General features: G+C 55.2%; 15 protein-coding genes. 3 read left to right on the top strand and 12 right to left on the bottom strand.

The genetic code is table 11. From position 1 onward, the window contains the following. Positions 1-82 precede the first annotated feature (82 nt). Positions 83-955, bottom strand: a complete 873-nt coding sequence (locus HNR64_RS09145) for an SDR family NAD(P)-dependent oxidoreductase (RefSeq protein WP_288364000.1) — start codon at positions 953-955, stop codon at positions 83-85. Beyond that, entirely contained in the window at positions 948-1,484 is a 537-nt protein-coding gene (locus HNR64_RS09140; RefSeq protein ID WP_204996190.1) for a nuclear transport factor 2 family protein, read from the bottom strand. Before HNR64_RS09140 ends, HNR64_RS09145 begins: the two co-directional genes overlap by 8 nt. 88 nt (positions 1,485-1,572) lie before the next feature. On the opposite strand from HNR64_RS09140, the gene HNR64_RS09135 reads away from it, so the two are divergent. Further along, the gene (locus tag HNR64_RS09135) at positions 1,573-1,893 is read left to right on the top strand and encodes a 2Fe-2S iron-sulfur cluster-binding protein (protein WP_027874112.1); all 321 of its coding nucleotides are present in this window, start codon (positions 1,573-1,575) and stop codon (positions 1,891-1,893) included. An 86-nt stretch (positions 1,894-1,979) separates the two neighbouring features. After that, the gene (locus HNR64_RS09130; RefSeq protein WP_204996189.1) at positions 1,980-3,107 is read left to right on the top strand and encodes a tetratricopeptide repeat protein; all 1,128 of its coding nucleotides are present in this window, start codon (positions 1,980-1,982) and stop codon (positions 3,105-3,107) included. A 95-nt stretch (positions 3,108-3,202) separates the two neighbouring features. On the opposite strand, the gene HNR64_RS09125 is transcribed toward HNR64_RS09130, so the two are convergent. Together HNR64_RS09125 and HNR64_RS09120 are read right to left on the bottom strand one after the other, a co-directional pair. Then, positions 3,203-5,911 (bottom strand): TonB-dependent receptor domain-containing protein, encoded by a 2,709-nt coding sequence (locus HNR64_RS09125; RefSeq protein ID WP_204996188.1) that lies wholly within the window; start codon positions 5,909-5,911, stop codon positions 3,203-3,205. 96 nt (positions 5,912-6,007) lie between these two features. Then, a complete protein-coding gene (locus tag HNR64_RS09120; protein WP_204996187.1) occupies positions 6,008-7,684 on the bottom strand; it encodes a serine/threonine protein kinase in 1,677 nt (558 codons plus the stop codon). 334 nt (positions 7,685-8,018) lie between these two features. On the opposite strand from HNR64_RS09120, the gene HNR64_RS09115 reads away from it, so the two are divergent. Beyond that, positions 8,019-9,365 carry an OprO/OprP family phosphate-selective porin gene (locus HNR64_RS09115; protein ID WP_204996186.1) on the top strand — a complete coding sequence of 449 codons (1,347 nt, stop codon included), beginning with the start codon at positions 8,019-8,021 and terminating at the stop codon, positions 9,363-9,365. 97 nt (positions 9,366-9,462) lie between these two features. Here the strand turns inward: HNR64_RS09115 and HNR64_RS09110 are convergent, their stop codons facing one another. From HNR64_RS09110 to miaA, 8 genes are all read right to left on the bottom strand, one after another. Beyond that, positions 9,463-10,755 carry an adenylosuccinate synthase gene (locus HNR64_RS09110; protein WP_204996185.1) on the bottom strand — a complete coding sequence of 431 codons (1,293 nt, stop codon included), beginning with the start codon at positions 10,753-10,755 and terminating at the stop codon, positions 9,463-9,465. Positions 10,756-10,784: 29 nt separating this feature from the next. Next, complete coding sequence (locus tag HNR64_RS09105) at positions 10,785-11,954, bottom strand: ATP phosphoribosyltransferase regulatory subunit (protein WP_204996184.1); 1,170 nt, start codon at positions 11,952-11,954, stop codon at positions 10,785-10,787. 20 nt (positions 11,955-11,974) lie between these two features. Further along, on the bottom strand, positions 11,975-12,142 hold the full coding sequence (locus tag HNR64_RS09100; protein WP_338061844.1) for a DUF2065 domain-containing protein: 168 nt from the start codon (positions 12,140-12,142) through the stop codon (positions 11,975-11,977). Positions 12,143-12,306: 164 nt separating this feature from the next. Beyond that, the gene (gene hflC / locus HNR64_RS09095; protein ID WP_204996182.1) at positions 12,307-13,179 is read right to left on the bottom strand and encodes a protease modulator HflC; all 873 of its coding nucleotides are present in this window, start codon (positions 13,177-13,179) and stop codon (positions 12,307-12,309) included. Between the two features lie 2 nt (positions 13,180-13,181). Then, complete coding sequence (gene hflK / locus HNR64_RS09090; RefSeq protein ID WP_204996181.1) at positions 13,182-14,321, bottom strand: FtsH protease activity modulator HflK; 1,140 nt, start codon at positions 14,319-14,321, stop codon at positions 13,182-13,184. 110 nt (positions 14,322-14,431) lie between these two features. Then, positions 14,432-15,751 (bottom strand): ribosome rescue GTPase HflX, encoded by a 1,320-nt coding sequence (hflX, locus tag HNR64_RS09085; RefSeq protein WP_204996180.1) that lies wholly within the window; start codon positions 15,749-15,751, stop codon positions 14,432-14,434. A 27-nt stretch (positions 15,752-15,778) separates the two neighbouring features. Then, complete coding sequence (hfq, locus tag HNR64_RS09080) at positions 15,779-16,033, bottom strand: RNA chaperone Hfq (RefSeq protein ID WP_027874122.1); 255 nt, start codon at positions 16,031-16,033, stop codon at positions 15,779-15,781. Between the two features lie 118 nt (positions 16,034-16,151). Continuing rightward, entirely contained in the window at positions 16,152-17,066 is a 915-nt protein-coding gene (miaA, locus tag HNR64_RS09075) for a tRNA (adenosine(37)-N6)-dimethylallyltransferase MiaA (protein ID WP_239547763.1), read from the bottom strand. Between the last annotated feature and the right edge of the window lie 22 nt (positions 17,067-17,088).

Genomic DNA, 17,088 nt, shown 5'->3' with positions numbered 1-17,088 from the left:
ACCGTAGGAAAGTGGGATTTTTCACCGCGAAAAGCCCCACTTACCAGAGTGCTCGCCATTAAGCGGCAACTTGAGCTTTGCTTTAATACACCACCGCCGGATTGGGTTTCGGCGGCTCGCCTAAAGTCTCCCGGTAGGAGGGGCGGACGTTGCCCTCGTCGGTTACGCCAAGTTCCCGCGCCAACTCTGCTCCGATCACGGTATGGCCACTCAAGGCCTCTGCTTGGTTGCTGGTGGCCAAGGCATAGAGAATGTGACCGGTAAACTCCGGGCTCTCGGCAGTTTTGCTGAAGGCTTCGTATTGCGCTGGATTGACCTTGCTGGCAACAGCGGCGCGCTCAGTTTTGAGCGGCCCCATCCACACCGACAGGGTATTCACTCCCGAACCCCGCAAGTCTACGGCCATATCGTGGGCAAACTTATCCAGCCCGGCTTTCTGCGCGCCATAGGCGGGGCCGTGCATATAACAGGAGGCACCAAATGATGAGCCAAAAACGATAAGGCCTCGCCCCTGCTCCACCATCATCTGCGCTGCATGCCAGCTGGCGATATAGGCCGAGCGCAATCCTACGTTGAGTATCTCGCAGGCCGAGATGTCTTTTTGCCAAAAGGGTTTCTGCTCAATGAGCTGCGGGTGCATATAGGTCGCGTTATTGACCAGTAGGTCAAGCCGACCTTGCTCACGGCGAATTTGTTCAAACACCGCGGCCACGCGTTCGTCGTCACTGTGATCGCATAACACAGCAATACCTTTGCCACCCGCAGCCGTTACCGCAGCAGCAGTTTCCGCAACGGTGCCGGGCAATACCGAACCATCCCAGGCTTTCGCATCGCCGGGCTCAACGGTGCGACCGGTAACATAAACCGTCATACCGTGAGCACCCAGCGCACGAGCGATGCCCGCACCAGCACCGCGACTCGCCCCCGTGACCAGCGCTACTTTTATCTCACTCACCTCGGGCCTCCTCATACTCTGTTAGTCGTTTCGCCGAGAAAATTCGGTGCCTTACCCGCCAACCCTGTGCGGTTTTCACCAGCCAGTCATAATAAGAGCCGAAGTGCATACAGTAGCCATCGCGACTTTTATCCTCGCGCGGCACCGGCGCAATAATGCGAAAAAATAGCCGCGCGCCATCACCGTCTTCCCGTGCATGGATGTTACACATCAAGTGGGCGAGTGGGTGCTGCCCCTCCTCCGCCATATAACGCTTTATCTCTGCAACACCTCGCAACGTCACCAGGCCGCGCACTTCAAAAACCGCGTCTTCGGTGAAGATGGAATCCATTTGCGCCCAATCCCGATCGTCCACTGCGTCGCCGTACCGCCCTGGCAGTTCATGTAGCGCCAGTCGGTCAGCCAGGCTTAGCTCGTGTTTGTCTGTAGTCACCGTATTTCCCCACTCCCAGCTCATGCAACAGGCAATATAGCCATGCTGCAAGCGACACACATCGCCCAATAGCATCACAATTGACAACATTTCCATTCAAGACTGGCATCGCCCCTTCTAGAGGGTAAAATTGCGCCACCTGCACCCAGCAGCAGACGACACAAATAACCCACTGGAGCATTTTATGCCGCTAATCACTTTTATCTCTCACAACGGCGAGGCCCGCGAAGTCGAGGCCGAGAGCGGTCACAGCCTGATGCAAGCCGCACTCGACGGCGGTATCGATGACATTCTGGCCGAGTGCGGCGGCTCGTGCAGCTGCGCAACCTGCCACTGTTACATTGACGAACCCTGGCGCAGCAAACTGCCCGCAGCCGATGATATGGAACAAGGCATTCTCGACGGGGTACTCGAGCCCGAAGAGGGCAGCCGCTTAAGCTGCCAAATTGAGGTGCGCGACGACCTAGAAGGGATGGAAGTACGCCTGCCCGCCTCGCAATACTAAGCGCCTTGCTGACTGCCGCGATCGGCGTTACTGTGAAACGTAACAGCCGCCGACGCGGCCTTTAGTGGTATAGGCAAGCCCCTGGAATGAAGCACCCGGCAAAAACAATAATACTGAGCGCCACATTGCTCTTGAGCAGCGCCTGCAGCACACAGCCCACGCAACTCGAGCAATTTATCGCTGCCCCGGATAGCGATGCGGTTGCACAACTGCTGCACCAGGAGGCGCTGTTCAACCGGCAACCCGCGCCCCTCAACACCCCGGACCAACACATTCTCGCGGTGACCGCAGAGATGCGTTACTTCGTCAACGAGCATGTGCCGCCGGTACTCACCCCGCGCGCCAGACTCCGCTACTTAGTCGATGCCATGGTGCGGCCCCGGCAATTGGGCATTCGCTACCAACCGGGTATTACCCAAAGTGCCGCGGACACCTTTGAAGACCCACAAGGCGACTGCTTGTCGCTGAGTTTATTGTTTATAGCGCTGGCGCGAGAAGCAAAGCTGGATGTCTATTTTAATGAAGTCAGCGTGCCGCCTAGCTGGGAAATGCTGAGCAACAGCAGTTCAGCGATTTATAAACACATCAATGCCGTTGTCGACCTCGGCAATGGCCAACGCGAAGTTATCGACTTCAGCGTAGATATTTACGACTATCGCTATCCGCAAAAACGAGTCAGCGACGATATCGCCGCCGCGCAGTATTACAGCAACCTGGGCGTTGGCGCACTGAACAGCAAAAATTACGGCGATGCCTATCTCTACCTGCGCCGGGCGCTGTACCTCGGCCCTGACGAAGCCTATATTTGGGGTAACTTAGGCGTTCTGTTCCGCCGAGAAGGGCACAACGACGAAGCCGAGCTTGCCTTTCTAAAGGCGCTGAGTCTGGACCCGGAGGAGTCCGCATCACTCTCCAACTTGGCCCGGCTGTACCGCAGCAGTGGCCGCAAAGATCGCGCTAAGCAACTTGAGCAAGTCATTGAATCTCGACAGCGCGACAACCCTTTCTGGCACTACAGCCGCTCCCGCGCAGCCTTTGAAAGAGGCGACTATCCCCAAGCCTTGAATTCCATCAAACGCGCCATTCGACTGGACAAAAACGAGTATCGTTTTTATCAGTTTGCGGCCGTTATTTTTCGCAGCCAGGGCAATACCGACAAGTACCACGAATACGGCCTAAAGGCTGCTCACGCCAAACTCAAGCAGGGCAAATAGTCGGGCATCGGCGATGTCGCGTATTAATACCGTATAGCAATTCCGGGCATAAAAAAGGCGCCTCAGGGGCGCCTTAGTAAGGTTACTGACTTTATTTAGAATTCATATTCAATGCTAGCGCTAAAGGTCGTACCCACTTCCTCGCGGAACGTGGTCTTACCGTCGCGCTCGATTTCCAGCTCTTCATCCAGAATATTTTTCACCTTCACCTTCACAATAACGGACTGGTTCGGGTAGAAAGAATAGGTGGCATCCAATGAGTGGAAAGGCTGCTCAAAAGCGTCGGGCTCACCATTGCGGCCGGCAAAGTAAAGGCGCTCGCCGAACACATTGTAAGACAGTGTTGCCGCGTGCATTTCGTCTGCCGAGTCAAACCCGAGAATCAAGTTCGCCGCATAGTCTGAGGCACCAACCAGGTCGCGCTTAGCGTTGGTGGGCGCATCGGCATTGCTGCCAGCAACCAGCTCGGTATCCAGCAGAGTCAAGTTACCCTGAAGGAAGAAGGGGATAAGCGCATCGGAAAAGTCACCGAGGCTCTTCATAAACTCCACTTCTGCACCCATAATCGTCGCGCTTTCGGCATTGACGATTTCAACAGCGGTGTTGGTGTCACCCGCCGCAGCCTGGAACAGCTCAATCGGGTCACTAATGTCCTTGTAGAACAACGATGCGGTGAAGCTGTCGCTGTTGCTGAAGAACCACTCTGCACGCAGGTCGTAGTTTTTAAACTGCGCCGGGCGAACATCGGGGTTACCGAACACCAGCGCGCCAGTCACTGGGTCCACGTAGCTGGAGTCAGCAATCTCACGCAGGTCCGGGCGAACCGTCGTTTCACTGTAGCCAAAGCGCAGCTGAAAGTCCTCGGCCCAGAAGCCGGGCAGCATGTACGTTGCCGCGAGCGAAGCGAAGGTATCGTCGTCGGTGAAGACGGCATTTTCGAGCTCGTCGATGATCGCCTGCTGACCACCGGACTCATTGCTCACGACAGGAATACCATCAAAGTCGAGCGGATCCCAGGTCAAACCCACTTGCTGATAGTCTTCGTAGCGCAAACCAGCAACAACGCGCCAGGTATCCTGCCAGGTAACGTCGAGCTTACCGTAGTAGGCATCAACGCGGTTGGCGGCAATGTAACTTTCGGAGTTACTGCCAGCCACCTGGATTTGATAGCCATTGTTGGGGTCGAGAATATTAGCGTCACTGTAGACGCGATCCAGTGGGCCGCTGCGCACTGCATCCGATGCGTCCACTGAGCCCAGGCCGAACTGGGTCTGGCGATAGGTACGCGCCTTTTCCCAATACTCGTTACCACCGCTCAGCTCAACTTTCCAATCCATGCTGGAGAACGGCATTTTCACTTCCCAACCGTAGCTCTCAACTTCATCCTGGAGATCGGTAAAACGGTAGTCGGCAGCCGTCGCGTTTGCGGCAACAGTGGTGCTGCCATTCGGGCCCTCTACATGACGTGTCTGCACCGCAACTTCGTTGGGGATCTCAGTCGTCGATTCACTGTCGGAGTAGAACCAGTTAAAGCTCAAGCCTTCGGCAAAGGCCAACTGATCCCAGCCCAACTGCTCGCGGCTCAACTCACCGAAAGTATGTTCACCGCGAATTTGATTCACCACCAGCTCGCGCTGTTCAAAACGAATTCTGAACTGACGGTCCGAGATGTCCCCGCCCACAGGCTGATCGTTGTCATAACTATCGGTGACTGAAGTTTTGTCATCGGTGTTGCGAAGATAAAGGCTGGTTGTTTCCAGCGAGTGATCTTCGTTCAAGCGCAAACCAAAATTCAGGTTGGCAGCAATCGATGTGTTCTGCGTCGTCTCGTTTTTGAACTCGGCTTCGTCCTCGTCAGATACCGAACGCACTTCCGACGACTTATTGCGCCAGCTGCGGTCATAGGACAGCCCAGCCAACACGCCAAACTCAATCTCTTCAGCATCGCCAAGATAGAAACGGTTACCGGCGTTAACTTCAGCAGAGAAGTTATCGTCGTCATCAGTTTCGTAAATATCGATATTGCGATACAGGTTCAACGCCAACTCACGGTTGAGCTGTTCGGCATCGGCCAGTGTTGCATTGGGGTTTGACTGGCGCATATCGGCGAGAATATCGTTGCGATCAAGGCTACCGCCGTATTGACGCAGCGCTTGCTTGAGCTTGTAAGAAAGCGCTCGCGTGCCATCGTCGTTGCCATAAATATCGTCACTGCCGCCTTTGTAGGTCAGCAGCCGGCCGTCAGAGGCGCTATTGTAGTCCGTGCCAATCTCAAGGCTAAACACCAGATCACTGGGAATACCTTTGGTGCGGATATCCACATTACCACCACCAAAAGCAGCCGGCATATCAGAGGAATGCACCTTCTGAACCGCCAGGCTCTCAACGATGGACGTTGGGAAAATATCCAGCGGAATAACACTGCGCGTCAGGTCTGGAGAGGGAACCACTGCACCGTTTAACAAGGTGCTTGAGTAGCGCTCACCCAAACCGCGGACAAAAACAAACTTGTCATCAATTAGGGTAACACCGGGCACGCGGCGCAGCGCGGCAGCAACGGTTGAATCACCGATACGACCAATCGCCTCAGCCCCGAGAAAATCCACCGCGACTTCTTGTTCCAGCCGTTCAATCACCAGGTTTTCGGCGGTGCTCTTCAGGCGGCCAACAACAACCACTTCTTCCAGTGGCTTGTTAAAACTGAGGTCGCTGTCGGCCTCTTGCGCCACCGCCGAAACGGCGAGGCTAAGAGCGCTCAGGCTAAATGCCGGCAGCAACCCTTTTTTAATCATCTGCTTTTTCATCAGTAAAGACCTACTCGTATTTGACCTGTCTTCAACAGAAAGGGCGCCGTAAGGCGCCCTCTGTTTTACGGCTCTGGCGTTAGACTCTGCGTTCGCTTATTCGAACCACAGGCCTTGGCCGCGGTTAGCGGGCTCCAAGCCGTAGGCCCAACCCGCAGTCCAGTCATCGTCTTCGGTGACTGCGCCGATGAAGGCACGACCATCAGCGGGTGTTACTGTTGGGGCAGCACCATTCACTTTCATGTCGGCCAGTGGCAGCGAGTAGAAGCCTTTCAGGATTTCCAGATTGGCATTCGCATCGGCAGTGGGATCTTCACCCGCTTCCAGCGACTGGTAAGTGTCGTTGCTGGCCTGCAAGAACTGCAGCTGAGTGGTGCCGTTGGGCAGATCGTTGCCATCAGTCAGGTCCTGACAAGCAATGATGCTGCTCTCAATTTTCAGATCGCCATCCTGAGCCGCTTGCAGGCCCTCGTTATCGATGCGCACACAGTAGTTGTAGTCGTCATCGGCCAGTTTCACATCGCCTTTGTAAGCCGTGGTGATCAAGGCATTTTGGATGGTTGGGAAATGCGCTTCACGAATACGCATGCCCTGGCCGGGATCGTGGGTACCAGTACCGTTTGGCTGACCACTCACCTCTGTCGCTGACACAATACAAGTCAGGTTCTTGATGGTCGCTTGCGAGTTCAAGCCGCGAGCGATGAAGTCATCAATGGTCGCTTGGTCTTTGCTCGAGTAGCTGCCGATACCGTCAGACTCTACACAGCGGTTGCCGTCGTTCTCAGACTGGATAACCAGTGCGTAGTCGATCGTGCCGCGGTAGCCTTCATCGATATCGATAGAGTCGTCACGCACGTACATGCCGATGTAGTGCCCCACGTTTACCGCACCACCGAAGAACTCGATGCCGTCGTCGTAAGTTGAGTAGGCTTGCAGGTAATCAACCGTGGTGCCCGATCCAACAGCGTTGAAAGAAATTCCGTTCAGCTCGTTGTCTTCCTCAACTTCAAAGCCGGTGTGCTTAACAATGAAGTATTTCAGCGTACCTGAGCTATCTTCGTTGTTATCACCGCCGTAATGCGTTTGGCCGGCGCCCGCTTTACCTTCTGCAGCAACGTGACAGTCACTAGTGGCCAAGTTGTTGTTCGCAAAAGAACCGGTGTAAGAACACTTATTGGTGACACCGAAGCCGTTAATGATCAAGCCGCCCCACTGCTGTACGTCCTCAGGGTCAACAGAATTTTCCACAGCATCTGACACTGAAGTGATAGTGATGGGCGCGTTCATCTCGCCTTCGGCGATGATTTGCGAACCGCGGTTAATTACCATGTAATCGTCGCTAGACTGAAAGGCCAAGGTCGTGCCCGCTTCGATTTGAATGCTTGCACCGTCACCACCTTTGGTGATGCCTGCTGCATTCAGGTCTGCATCGTTGTCATAGTTTTTACCCACGACCAGGCTATCGCGGAAGATGTGCACACCGCCGTTGCTCAGCTTTTCGAATACAACCGGGTTGCCGGCAGGCGTTTCGATCGGGTTGGTCAAGCTAACGAAGTCAGGACCGTAGATGCAGTTCACACCGTCCAGGCTGCCTTGCTGGGTTACGCCGTTATCGCTGTATGCCGCACAAGCATTGGAAGGCGTACCACCGTCATTGCCGGTGCTGTTGTCTACAGAGTTGTTTTGGGCATTGATATTAATATCACCGCCGCCACCACAGCCTACCAGCGCCATCGCTGAGGCCATTGCTGTCATTGCGAAAAGCTTTTTCATGGGAACTTATCTCCGGAACCTTTTAAATAGGGCATAGCTTGTTGTCGTTGAGGCGTATGTTAGGCAGGCAAAGTGACAACTCAGTGAATAAACTATGACGAAAATGTTTCAGCCGGTGTTTTTTGCTTATTTTTTAGACAAAGCCGCCATAAGAAGCTAATTTGTATTTGAATAACAAGGCCTTAGAGAACAACGCAGGGGCTCAGCGAGACCCCGTCTGGTAAAAACAGGGAGTAATGCCGCCTGTTGGTCATAAAAATGTCATAAAACGGAAATACACTTGTCGCCGGTTTGTAACATAAGTGCCACTTCTTTCATTTTGGGTGCCTAAACAATGAAAACGATCTCTTCTTTAGCATGCAGCGCATCAATTGCCGCCTGCCTTGCAACCAGCCACGCCTTCGCCGATAACCTGCAGGACGCCGCTCTACTGAAGCTTCTACAAGAAAAAGGCATTATCAGTGCCGAAGAAGCGCAATCACTGCAGGCCGAACAAGCGCAACGTGCACAACAACAAGCGACCGTCAGCATGGGCAGCAAAGGCTTAAAAATTGAAAGTGCGGACAAGCAAGCCAGCATACAAATTGGCGGTCGCCTGCACGCCGACTACGCCACACACGACCACGAAGCGTTTGCCAACCAAGAAGATGCAATTGACGGCACACAAATCCGCCGCGCCCGCCTCTACGCTAAAGGCAAACTGAACGGTCGCTGGAAGTACGTGCTGGAAAGTGACTTCGCCGGCAACAAGGTCAGCGTTAAAGACGCCAACCTGAGCTACAAGCTGACCTCTGCCCCCATCACACTGACGGTCGGTAACCAAAAACATGCGGTCAGCATGGAAGTAGAAGAAAGCTCTAATGACATTATGTTCACCGAGCGTTCACTGGTTGCTGCGCTCACCACGCCCTACTTTGACCGCGCCATTGGCATCACAGCAGCCAGCGGTGGCAGCAACTGGCACGCTAAGGCCGGTTTGTTCGGCGACGGCATTTCTAATAATGATGCCGATGAAGGCCACGGTTTTGGCGCGCGCGCCAGCTTCGCCCCGGTTCTGAATGACAATACCGTTGTCCACGTGGGTGCATCTTATGGCCTGCGCAAAACCAGCGACGACGGTTTAGCGAATGGCAAGAGCCCGTCATTCTCATATAAAACCACGAACTTCTCTGACCTCAAGCCCGTTAACGCCAGCGTTGCGGATATGGACAAGGTCGAAGTAGGCGTTCTGGAATTTGCCGCCATGCACGGTGCCTGGTCGGTGCAAAGCGAGATTGCAGCGAACAATGTTAGCCGTGACAGTGGCGACGACCTGAGCTTTTCCGCGCACTACGTGCAACTCGGCTACAGTATCTTTGGTGGTCAACGCCGCTACAAAGCGTCTGAAGGCGAATTTAAGTACTTCAATGTGAACACGCCATTCAATGCCAGCACCGGCGATTGGGGCGCATTGGAAGTCGCTGCACGCTTTGATCAAATTGATCTGGAAGATGACAATATCAGTGGCGGCGAAGCCAAGCGCTTTACCCTGGGCTTGAACTGGTATCTGAGCCGCAACATGCGCGTGCTGTTTGATTACAGCCGCAGCTACGACCTGGACGGCGGCGCGATCCAGAACGATAAAGGCGAGGTTGCTGACAACATCGACAGCTTTGCTATCCGCACACAGTGGGCGTTCTAAGCTAACGACCCCGGAAACAAAAAAGGCCATGCAGCAATGCATGGCCTTTTTTTATCACTCGATCTTGGCAGCAAAGCCTGAGATCGCCGCCGCTTACTTAGGCGAAGGGGTGGCGCAGTACGATAGTTTCAACGCGGTCTGGGCCGGTGGACACGATATCGATGGGCACATTCAACAACGTCTCAATGCGCTTGATATAGGCGCGGGCATTGTCTGGCAGCTCATCCAGCGACTTGGCACCCACTGTCGACTCAGACCAACCCGGCAGTTCTTCATACACTGGCGTGATTTGATCGTAGTCTTCACAATCAAATGGCGCGGAAATCGACTCGCCCGCAGCGTTGCGATAGTCCACACATACCTTCACGGTATCCAGACCGTCGAGCACATCCAGCTTCGTCAGGCACAAGCCGGTTACACTATTGATACGCACTGATTGACGCAGGGCGACCGCATCAAACCAACCACAGCGGCGGGCACGACCGGTGGTTGCACCAAATTCATGCCCTTGCTTGGCCAGGTGCTCGCCCACATTGTCAGACAACTCCGTCGGGAACGGACCACTGCCCACACGTGTGGTATAGGCCTTGGTGATACCCAGCACGTAATCCAAGTACAGCGGACCAAAACCACTACCGGTCGCCGTGCCGCCCGCAGTGGTATTGGACGAGGTGACAAAGGGGTAGGTGCCGTGATCAATATCCAGCAATGATCCCTGAGCACCTTCAAACAAGATGTTGGCGCCCTCTTCGCGGTAGGCGTGCAAAGCACTGGTAACATCGACAACCATCGGGCGAAGCTGCTCAGCCATTTGCAGGGCTTCATCCAGGGTTTTTTGGTAATCAACCGCCTCTGCCTTGTAGTACTGCGTCAGAGTAAAGTTGTGATACTCCATCACTTCTTTCAGCTTTTCGGCAAAGCGCTCGGCATTAAATACATCACCCAGGCGCAAGCCTCGGCGCGCCACTTTATCTTCGTAAGCCGGGCCGATACCGCGGCCGGTCGTGCCAATCTTGGCAGCGCCACGTGCTATCTCGCGGGCATTATCCAAAGCGATGTGATAAGGGAGAATCAACGGGCAAGCGGGGCTTAAACGCAGGCGCTCGCGAACTGGTACACCACGCTCTTCGAGCTCGGCCATTTCTTTGAGCAGGGCTTCTGGCGACAGCACCACACCGTTGCCAATCAGGCAGGTGACGCCTTCGCGCAAGATACCTGATGGAATCAAGTGAAGAACGGTTTTCTCACCGTCAATAACCAGAGTATGGCCGGCGTTGTGGCCACCCTGAAACCGGGCGACCGCATTGGCCTGATCCGTCAGCAGATCGACGATCTTGCCTTTGCCTTCATCACCCCACTGGGTGCCCAATACCACTACATTCTTACTCATATCCGCATCTCTGGATAACAGGTTGTGACTTAACCCAGTGGCTGTACTTGCCACTGGCCGTTCTGTTCAATTAATTGGCGATCACACGCTTCGCCGGGCTGCTGCCCCGGCAAACCCGCGACGACCTTTTCGCCCGCGTCTCGCAGCTGCTGTATTGCTTGCCACTGCTCAGCCGAGTCGCTGTGCGCCGCGAAAATTCCCTTCACTTCAGCCGGTGCCGCAACCAGTGACAGCAGGGCTTTTAGATCAAGACTAAAACCGATAGCCGAGCGCGCGCGACCAAATACCTTGCCAATATCGTCATAGCGACCACCGGAGGCCAGCGCCTGTCCGTGCTCACTCACCAGCGCCGAAAACACCAAACCGGTGTGATAGTGGAAACCCCGGAGTTCGGCCAAGTCGAAGTAGAAACTAAGGGACGGCATGCGCGCCGTGAGGCGCTGCTGCAACGACTGCAGAGTGTGGATGGCATCAACCGCAGCCGGAATATTGGCGAACAGCTCAAGGCCGCGCTGCAATACATCATCGCCACCGTGCAGGGCATTCAGCCCACTCAGCTGTTTAGCCGTTTCGCCATCAACCGCCAGCTCGTCAATAAAGGCCCCTAATTCGGCAACGGCCTTGCGCTGTAATATGTCGAAATAACGCTGCTCTTGCTCGTCACTGAGACCAGCGGCATCGACCACCGCCTGATAGACCGCCACGTGACCGATATCTAAGGTCAACTCGCTGAGGCCGGCAACGCGTAGCGTTTCCAGCATCAGACAAATAATTTCCAGGTCACTGGCCTGACTGTTGTCGCCGTATAACTCTGCACCGAGCTGGATCGGCGAGCGCGAAGCCAATGGCTTCTTCGGCCGGGTGTGCAGCACACTGCCCGCATAACAGAGACGCACCGGGCCTTCACGTTTTAAGCTGTGGGCATCAATACGCGCCGCCTGGGGGGTAATGTCTGCGCGCAACCCCATCAGCCGACCGGTCAGCTGATCGGTGACCCGGAAGGTCATCAGGTCAATGTCGCTGCCCAAGCCAACCAGCAGTGACTCGGTGTATTCCAACATGGGTGGAACGATCAACTCGTAGCCCCAACGCTGGTATAGGTCTAGCAGTTTGCGGCGCAGGCTCTCTACCTGCTGAGCCTGTTCAGGCAGCAGTTCTTCCACTCCATCCGGGAGCAGCCAACGATCAACCAGGGTCATAAATCCACAATCTCTTGAAGTCAGCGCAAGACGCTCAGCATTAGCAGGCCGGTCACCATACTCAGCAGGCCCACCCACCTAACAGAACGGCTGTCTAAATCAGCCATGCGATAGGCCAGCATGCGCCAGCGGTCAGGACTCAGAAAGGGCAAAATGCCTTCAATGATCAGCACTAAGCTGAGGGCCACTGCCAATTCCTGCCACATTGATCCCACCCGCTAAAAACAAAAAATCCGCGCCAGGGAACGTGCTGCTTGCATGTCCCCTGCCCGGATTCGCGGATGATACCACAATCGCCGCCAATGGCGGCATTGGCAGGGCGGTTTCGACGCGCCGCTGCCAACTAGTCACATTACTTTACGCTGCCCTTTCTCAGATAGCGGAAGAATTCGCTGTCACTGTCCAGTACCAGCAGGTCGCCATCACCAGAGAATGACGCTTTGTACGCAGTAAGGCTGCGGACGAAGGCATAAAACTCGGGGTCGGCATTGTAGGCAGACGAGTAAATTTGTGCCGCCTGGGCGTCACCCTCACCGCGAATGACTTCCGCATCGCGGTAGGCGTTGGCTGCAATGATGGTGCGCTCGCGGTCCGCTGTGGCGCGAATTTTCTCAGCCAGCTCGCGCCCTGTTGAGCGCTGCTCGCGTGCCTCGCGCTCGCGCTCTGACTTCATCCGGTCAAATACCGACTGACTTACCTGCGAAGGCAGGTCGATACGCTTCACCCTGACATCGACCAACTCGATCCCGAATTCCGCCATCGTGATCTTGTTCAGCTCACTGGTCAAATCCGTCATCAGCATGTCGCGTTCACCGGATACCACCTCGTGGAAGGTGCGCTCACCGAATTTATTCCGCAGGCCGGTGTTAATACGCTGAGCCAGCAGGCCCTCGGCGCGAATTTCCTCGCCGTTGGTGGCGGTGTAAAACGTTTCCGTGTCGGCAACACGCCACTTGGCATAGAAGTCTACGTCCAAGGGCTTCTTCTCATTCGTGAGAAAACGCTGAGTTGGCGCATCCAGGGTTAAGATCCGACGCTCAAATTTGCGCACCACGTGCACAAACGGGGTTTTAACACCTAAACCGACCGCCACATCGGGGTCGACAATCTCACCGAACTTAAGCATTACCGCTCGCTCGGTTTCCTTGACAATAAACAGGGAGTTATAGCCAACGACCAATACCGCCAGCGCTAACAGTAATACCGTAAATTGACGATTTGCCATGATCAACGTCCCTCCCGGCGGCTAAACTGACTGTCCCGGCGCAACTGCTCTACAACCTTGTCGGTCAGCTGGCGAATATCCACCTCTTGGTCACGCATCGGACGAGAGGCCGCACGCTGGTTGGCCAACTTGTCTAAGGGCAGATACATCATATTGTTGCCACCCTCTACGTCGACCATCACCTTGCTTGAATCTGCGTAGAGCGCCTGCAAAGCATCAATGTACAAGCGCTCACGAGTTACCTTTGGTGACTTCTTGTACTCTGCCACCAACTCGCTAAAGCGCTGCGCCTCACCTTCCGCCTTGGCAATGACTTGCTCTTTATATGCCTGAGCTTCTTCGAGTTGACGTTGTGCCGCACCGCGCGCCTCGGGAATGATGCCGTTGGCATAGGCCTCGGCCTCGTTCTTGAGTCGCTCACGGTCTTCCTTCGCCCGCGTTACATCATCAAACGCGTCCTGTACTTGCGACGGCGGTTGAGCGTCTTCGATATTCACTTTCGCCACCTGGATGCCGCTCTGGTAGGCAGTGAGGTAGTTCTGCATACGAGCCTGCGTTTCAACAGCGACCTGCTCACGCCCTTCAGTGATCACCTGATCCATTTTCGAGCTACCCACCACGTGGCGGAGCGCACTTTCCAGCGCGTGCTCCAAGCTCAATTCAGGACGCTTCACTTTCAGCAAAAAGTTAGCGGGATCCGAAACGGTGTACTGCACAGAGACTGAAATATCGACAATATTTTCGTCCTCAGTCAGCATTTGCCCGCGACTCGCGGCCGCACGAACCTTGGTGACGTTAATAATATTCACATCGTCGATAATCGGCGGCGCCCAACGCAAACCCGGCATCACCGTTTGTTGATAGACACCCAAGCGCAACACCACCGCGCGCTCTTGCTGGTCTACCTGATAAAAACCAAATAGCGCCCACACTGCAACGGCCAACACCGCGAGGGCACCAATGCTGCCCATTCCCAGTTTTACGCCGCCGCCATTTCCACCTTGGCCGCCACTGCCACCACCGAAGAGGCTATTGAGCCGCTCTTGCAACTTTTTCAGCGCCTCGTCTAAGTCCGGCGGCCCTTGATTTTTGCCACCCCAAGGGTCGTTATCGCGACCACCACCCGGTTCATTCCAGGCCATAGTTTTCTCCTGTCCGTATGTCATTGCCCGCTTTCCGAAGAAAGCCAATGGCAGATTAAGACGCCAAGCTGTTGATTAGAGGGGCAGTCTAGCAGATTTACCCTGCCCTGCTAACGCCGTGTAGGCGACATTTCGTCACTGCTTTGCTGGATGTTTAGCGACGCCTCGCTCAGCGACTCAGCGGCTAAAAAACGTTGCCAATCGACCGACGGTAAGCGCAATTTCAGGTGAAAGCGCCCCGCTTCGTCGAGCTGCTCAGACTGAATCGCATTGAGTTGATAGAGCCTGGCGCGCAAGCGGCCGTCGCTGGCATTGAGCACAAGCTCGGGCTCCACGATATCGCCACTGAGAATTTCTGCCAGCGCGTCACCCAACAGCTCCAGTCCTTGCTGGCGCTGCGCCGACAACCACACCCGTGTCACATCACCGTGCTCGTTTCTTTCGATACGCGGCGTTGTACCCAATAGATCGGTTTTGTTATACACCTCCAGCACAGGAATGCTATCGGCACCAATCTCTTCCAATACATTCTTTACTTGCCGGACATTGTCACTGCGCTCCGGGTCTGCACAGTCGACTACATGAACCAACAAATCCGCGAGCGTCGCCTCTTCCAGCGTTGCACGAAAAGCCTCCACCAGCTTATGCGGCAAGTGGCGGATAAAACCCACCGTATCTGCCAGCACGACCGGCCCCACATCGTCGACTTGAATGCGACGCAGCGTAGGATCCAGGGTGGCGAACAATTGATCCGCGGCGTAGACCTTTGACTCAGTGAGCACATTGAACAAAGTGGACTTGCCCGCATTGGTGTAGCCGACCAGGGATACCGCAGGAATATCGGCGCGCTGCCGCGCCCGGCGCGCCTGGTCTCGCTGACGCCGAACCTTCGATAAGCGCGATTGAATGCTTTTGATACGTGCACGCAGTAGGCGTCGGTCGGTTTCGAGCTGGGTTTCGCCCGGGCCACGCAGGCCGATACCGCCCTTCTGCCGCTCAAGGTGAGTCCAGCCACGAATCAGGCGGGTAGACATGTGCTCGAGCTGAGCGAGCTCGACTTGGAGTTTCCCTTCGTGGGTACGGGCTCGCTGGGCAAAAATATCCAGAATCAGACCGGTGCGGTCAAGAACGCGACACTGAAGTTCGCGCTCAATATTTCGCTCTTGGCTTGGCGACAGCGCATGATTAAACAGTACCAGCTCGCCGTCGTGGTCTTGCAGGGCTTGACGAATTTCCGCGAGCTTTCCCGACCCCACGAAAGATCGGGGGTCGGGATGCTGACGCTGCCCTGTAATGAACGCAACGGGGTCACCGCCCGCCGAGGTAACGAGCTGAACAAATTCGTCGGCGTCTTCGCGCTCATCCTCACTATTAAGGTTCAGGTGAACAAGTATTGCCCGCTCACCTGAGTTGGGTCGTTCAAAAAGCAAGAATGAACCTCAATAATACCGCGCGAATTATTCGCTTTCTTGCTCGTCGTCTTCTGGCGGATGAGCCATCGGCAGGCGAACAACACGAGAGGGCACGACGGTGGAAATCGCGTGCTTGTAGACCATCTGGCTTACGGTATTCTTCAGCAAGACAACAAACTGATCGAAGGACTCAATCTGTCCCTGCAGTTTAATACCATTTACGAGGTAAATGGATACGGGAATCCGTTCCTTGCGAAGAATATTCAGATAAGGGTCTTGTAAGCTATGCCCTTTTGACATGGTAAGCCTCCTTGTCGCCCAACGTGGGCCAAAAAATCGAGAAAAGATGCAAGTTGTTGACTACTTAGGATAGAACAAGTTCGCGCATCAAAGTAATTAGTTGGCAGTATACCGCAAGTCAATCGCTTATAGCATTGCCGAGCGCCCTTATAACCGTTTTTAATTGCTGGTCTCTGCTGGCATTTGTGTCGAGCCAACACAGCTCCGGCCACGCGCGCAACCAGGTCATTTGACGTTTTGCCAACTGCCGGGTCGCGATCAACGCTTTTTCAAAGGCCGTATCAAGGTCGAAATCACCGCGCAGGTACTGCCAAACCTGCCGATAACCCACCGCGCGCATGGCTGGCAAGTCATCTGTCAGGTCACCGCGCGCCATTAAGGCCCGCACCTCATCGACAAAACCGTGCTCGAACATGTGCTGCAACCTCAGCTCTATACGGCGGTGCAGCTCGAGCCGATCGGACGGTGCGATGGCAAACTGATGACAATGCCAAGGCAGGGCGACCGCCTGCTGGCGCGCGCGCCACTCAGTCATCGTAACCCCGCTGACGCGATAAACCTCCAGAGCTCGACTTAGGCGCTGACTGTGATTGGGGTGAATAAGGGCCGCGCTTTCCGGGTCGATTCTCGCCAATTCGGCGTGCACAGCCGGCCAGCCTCCCTCTTCGGCCATCAGCGCTATCTCGGCGCGCACTGCAGCGTCAGCGGCGGGCATATCGGCGAGCCCTTCGAGCAAGGCCTTGAAGTACAACATGGTTCCCCCAACCAGCAGGGGGATGCGCCCGCTATCCTGTATTCGCTGCATTTCGCGCAACGCATCGCGACGAAACTCCGCCGCCGAATAGGCGTGACTGGGCTCGCAGATATCAATAAGGGCATGGGGGTATCTGGCCAACTCATCGGCACTAGGCTTAGCGCTGCCAATGTCCAAGCCGCGATAAACCAATGCCGAGTCCACACTGATCAACTCACAGGGCAACTCGTCGCACAGCGCCATTGCAAGATCGGTTTTGCCGGAGGCGGTCGGCCCCATCAAACACAGGGCCGGCGGTAAA

Source organism: Spongiibacter marinus (assembly GCF_016906995.1).
Lineage (GTDB): Bacteria > Pseudomonadota > Gammaproteobacteria > Pseudomonadales > Spongiibacteraceae > Spongiibacter > Spongiibacter marinus.
The sequence above is the reverse complement of the archived record's forward strand: the minus strand, read 5'-3'. Positions and strand labels throughout refer to the sequence as shown.

Excerpts from the sequence above, each read along its gene's own strand:
- HNR64_RS09140 (WP_204996190.1), bottom strand. The coding sequence starts at position 1,484 with ATGGAAATGTTGTCAATTGTGATGCTATTGGGCGATGTGTGTCGCTTG.
- HNR64_RS09135 (WP_027874112.1), top strand. The coding sequence starts at position 1,573 with ATGCCGCTAATCACTTTTATCTCTCACAACGGCGAGGCCCGCGAAGTC.
- HNR64_RS09130 (WP_204996189.1), top strand. The coding sequence starts at position 1,980 with ATGAAGCACCCGGCAAAAACAATAATACTGAGCGCCACATTGCTCTTG.
- HNR64_RS09125 (WP_204996188.1), bottom strand. The coding sequence starts at position 5,911 with ATGAAAAAGCAGATGATTAAAAAAGGGTTGCTGCCGGCATTTAGCCTG.
- HNR64_RS09120 (WP_204996187.1), bottom strand. The coding sequence starts at position 7,684 with ATGAAAAAGCTTTTCGCAATGACAGCAATGGCCTCAGCGATGGCGCTG.
- HNR64_RS09115 (WP_204996186.1), top strand. The coding sequence starts at position 8,019 with ATGAAAACGATCTCTTCTTTAGCATGCAGCGCATCAATTGCCGCCTGC.
- HNR64_RS09110 (WP_204996185.1), bottom strand. The coding sequence starts at position 10,755 with ATGAGTAAGAATGTAGTGGTATTGGGCACCCAGTGGGGTGATGAAGGC.
- HNR64_RS09105 (WP_204996184.1), bottom strand. The coding sequence starts at position 11,954 with ATGACCCTGGTTGATCGTTGGCTGCTCCCGGATGGAGTGGAAGAACTG.
- hflC (WP_204996182.1), bottom strand. The coding sequence starts at position 13,179 with ATGGCAAATCGTCAATTTACGGTATTACTGTTAGCGCTGGCGGTATTG.
- hflK (WP_204996181.1), bottom strand. The coding sequence starts at position 14,321 with ATGGCCTGGAATGAACCGGGTGGTGGTCGCGATAACGACCCTTGGGGT.
- hfq (WP_027874122.1), bottom strand. The coding sequence starts at position 16,033 with ATGTCAAAAGGGCATAGCTTACAAGACCCTTATCTGAATATTCTTCGC.
- miaA (WP_239547763.1), bottom strand. The coding sequence starts at position 17,066 with ATGGGGCCGACCGCCTCCGGCAAAACCGATCTTGCAATGGCGCTGTGC.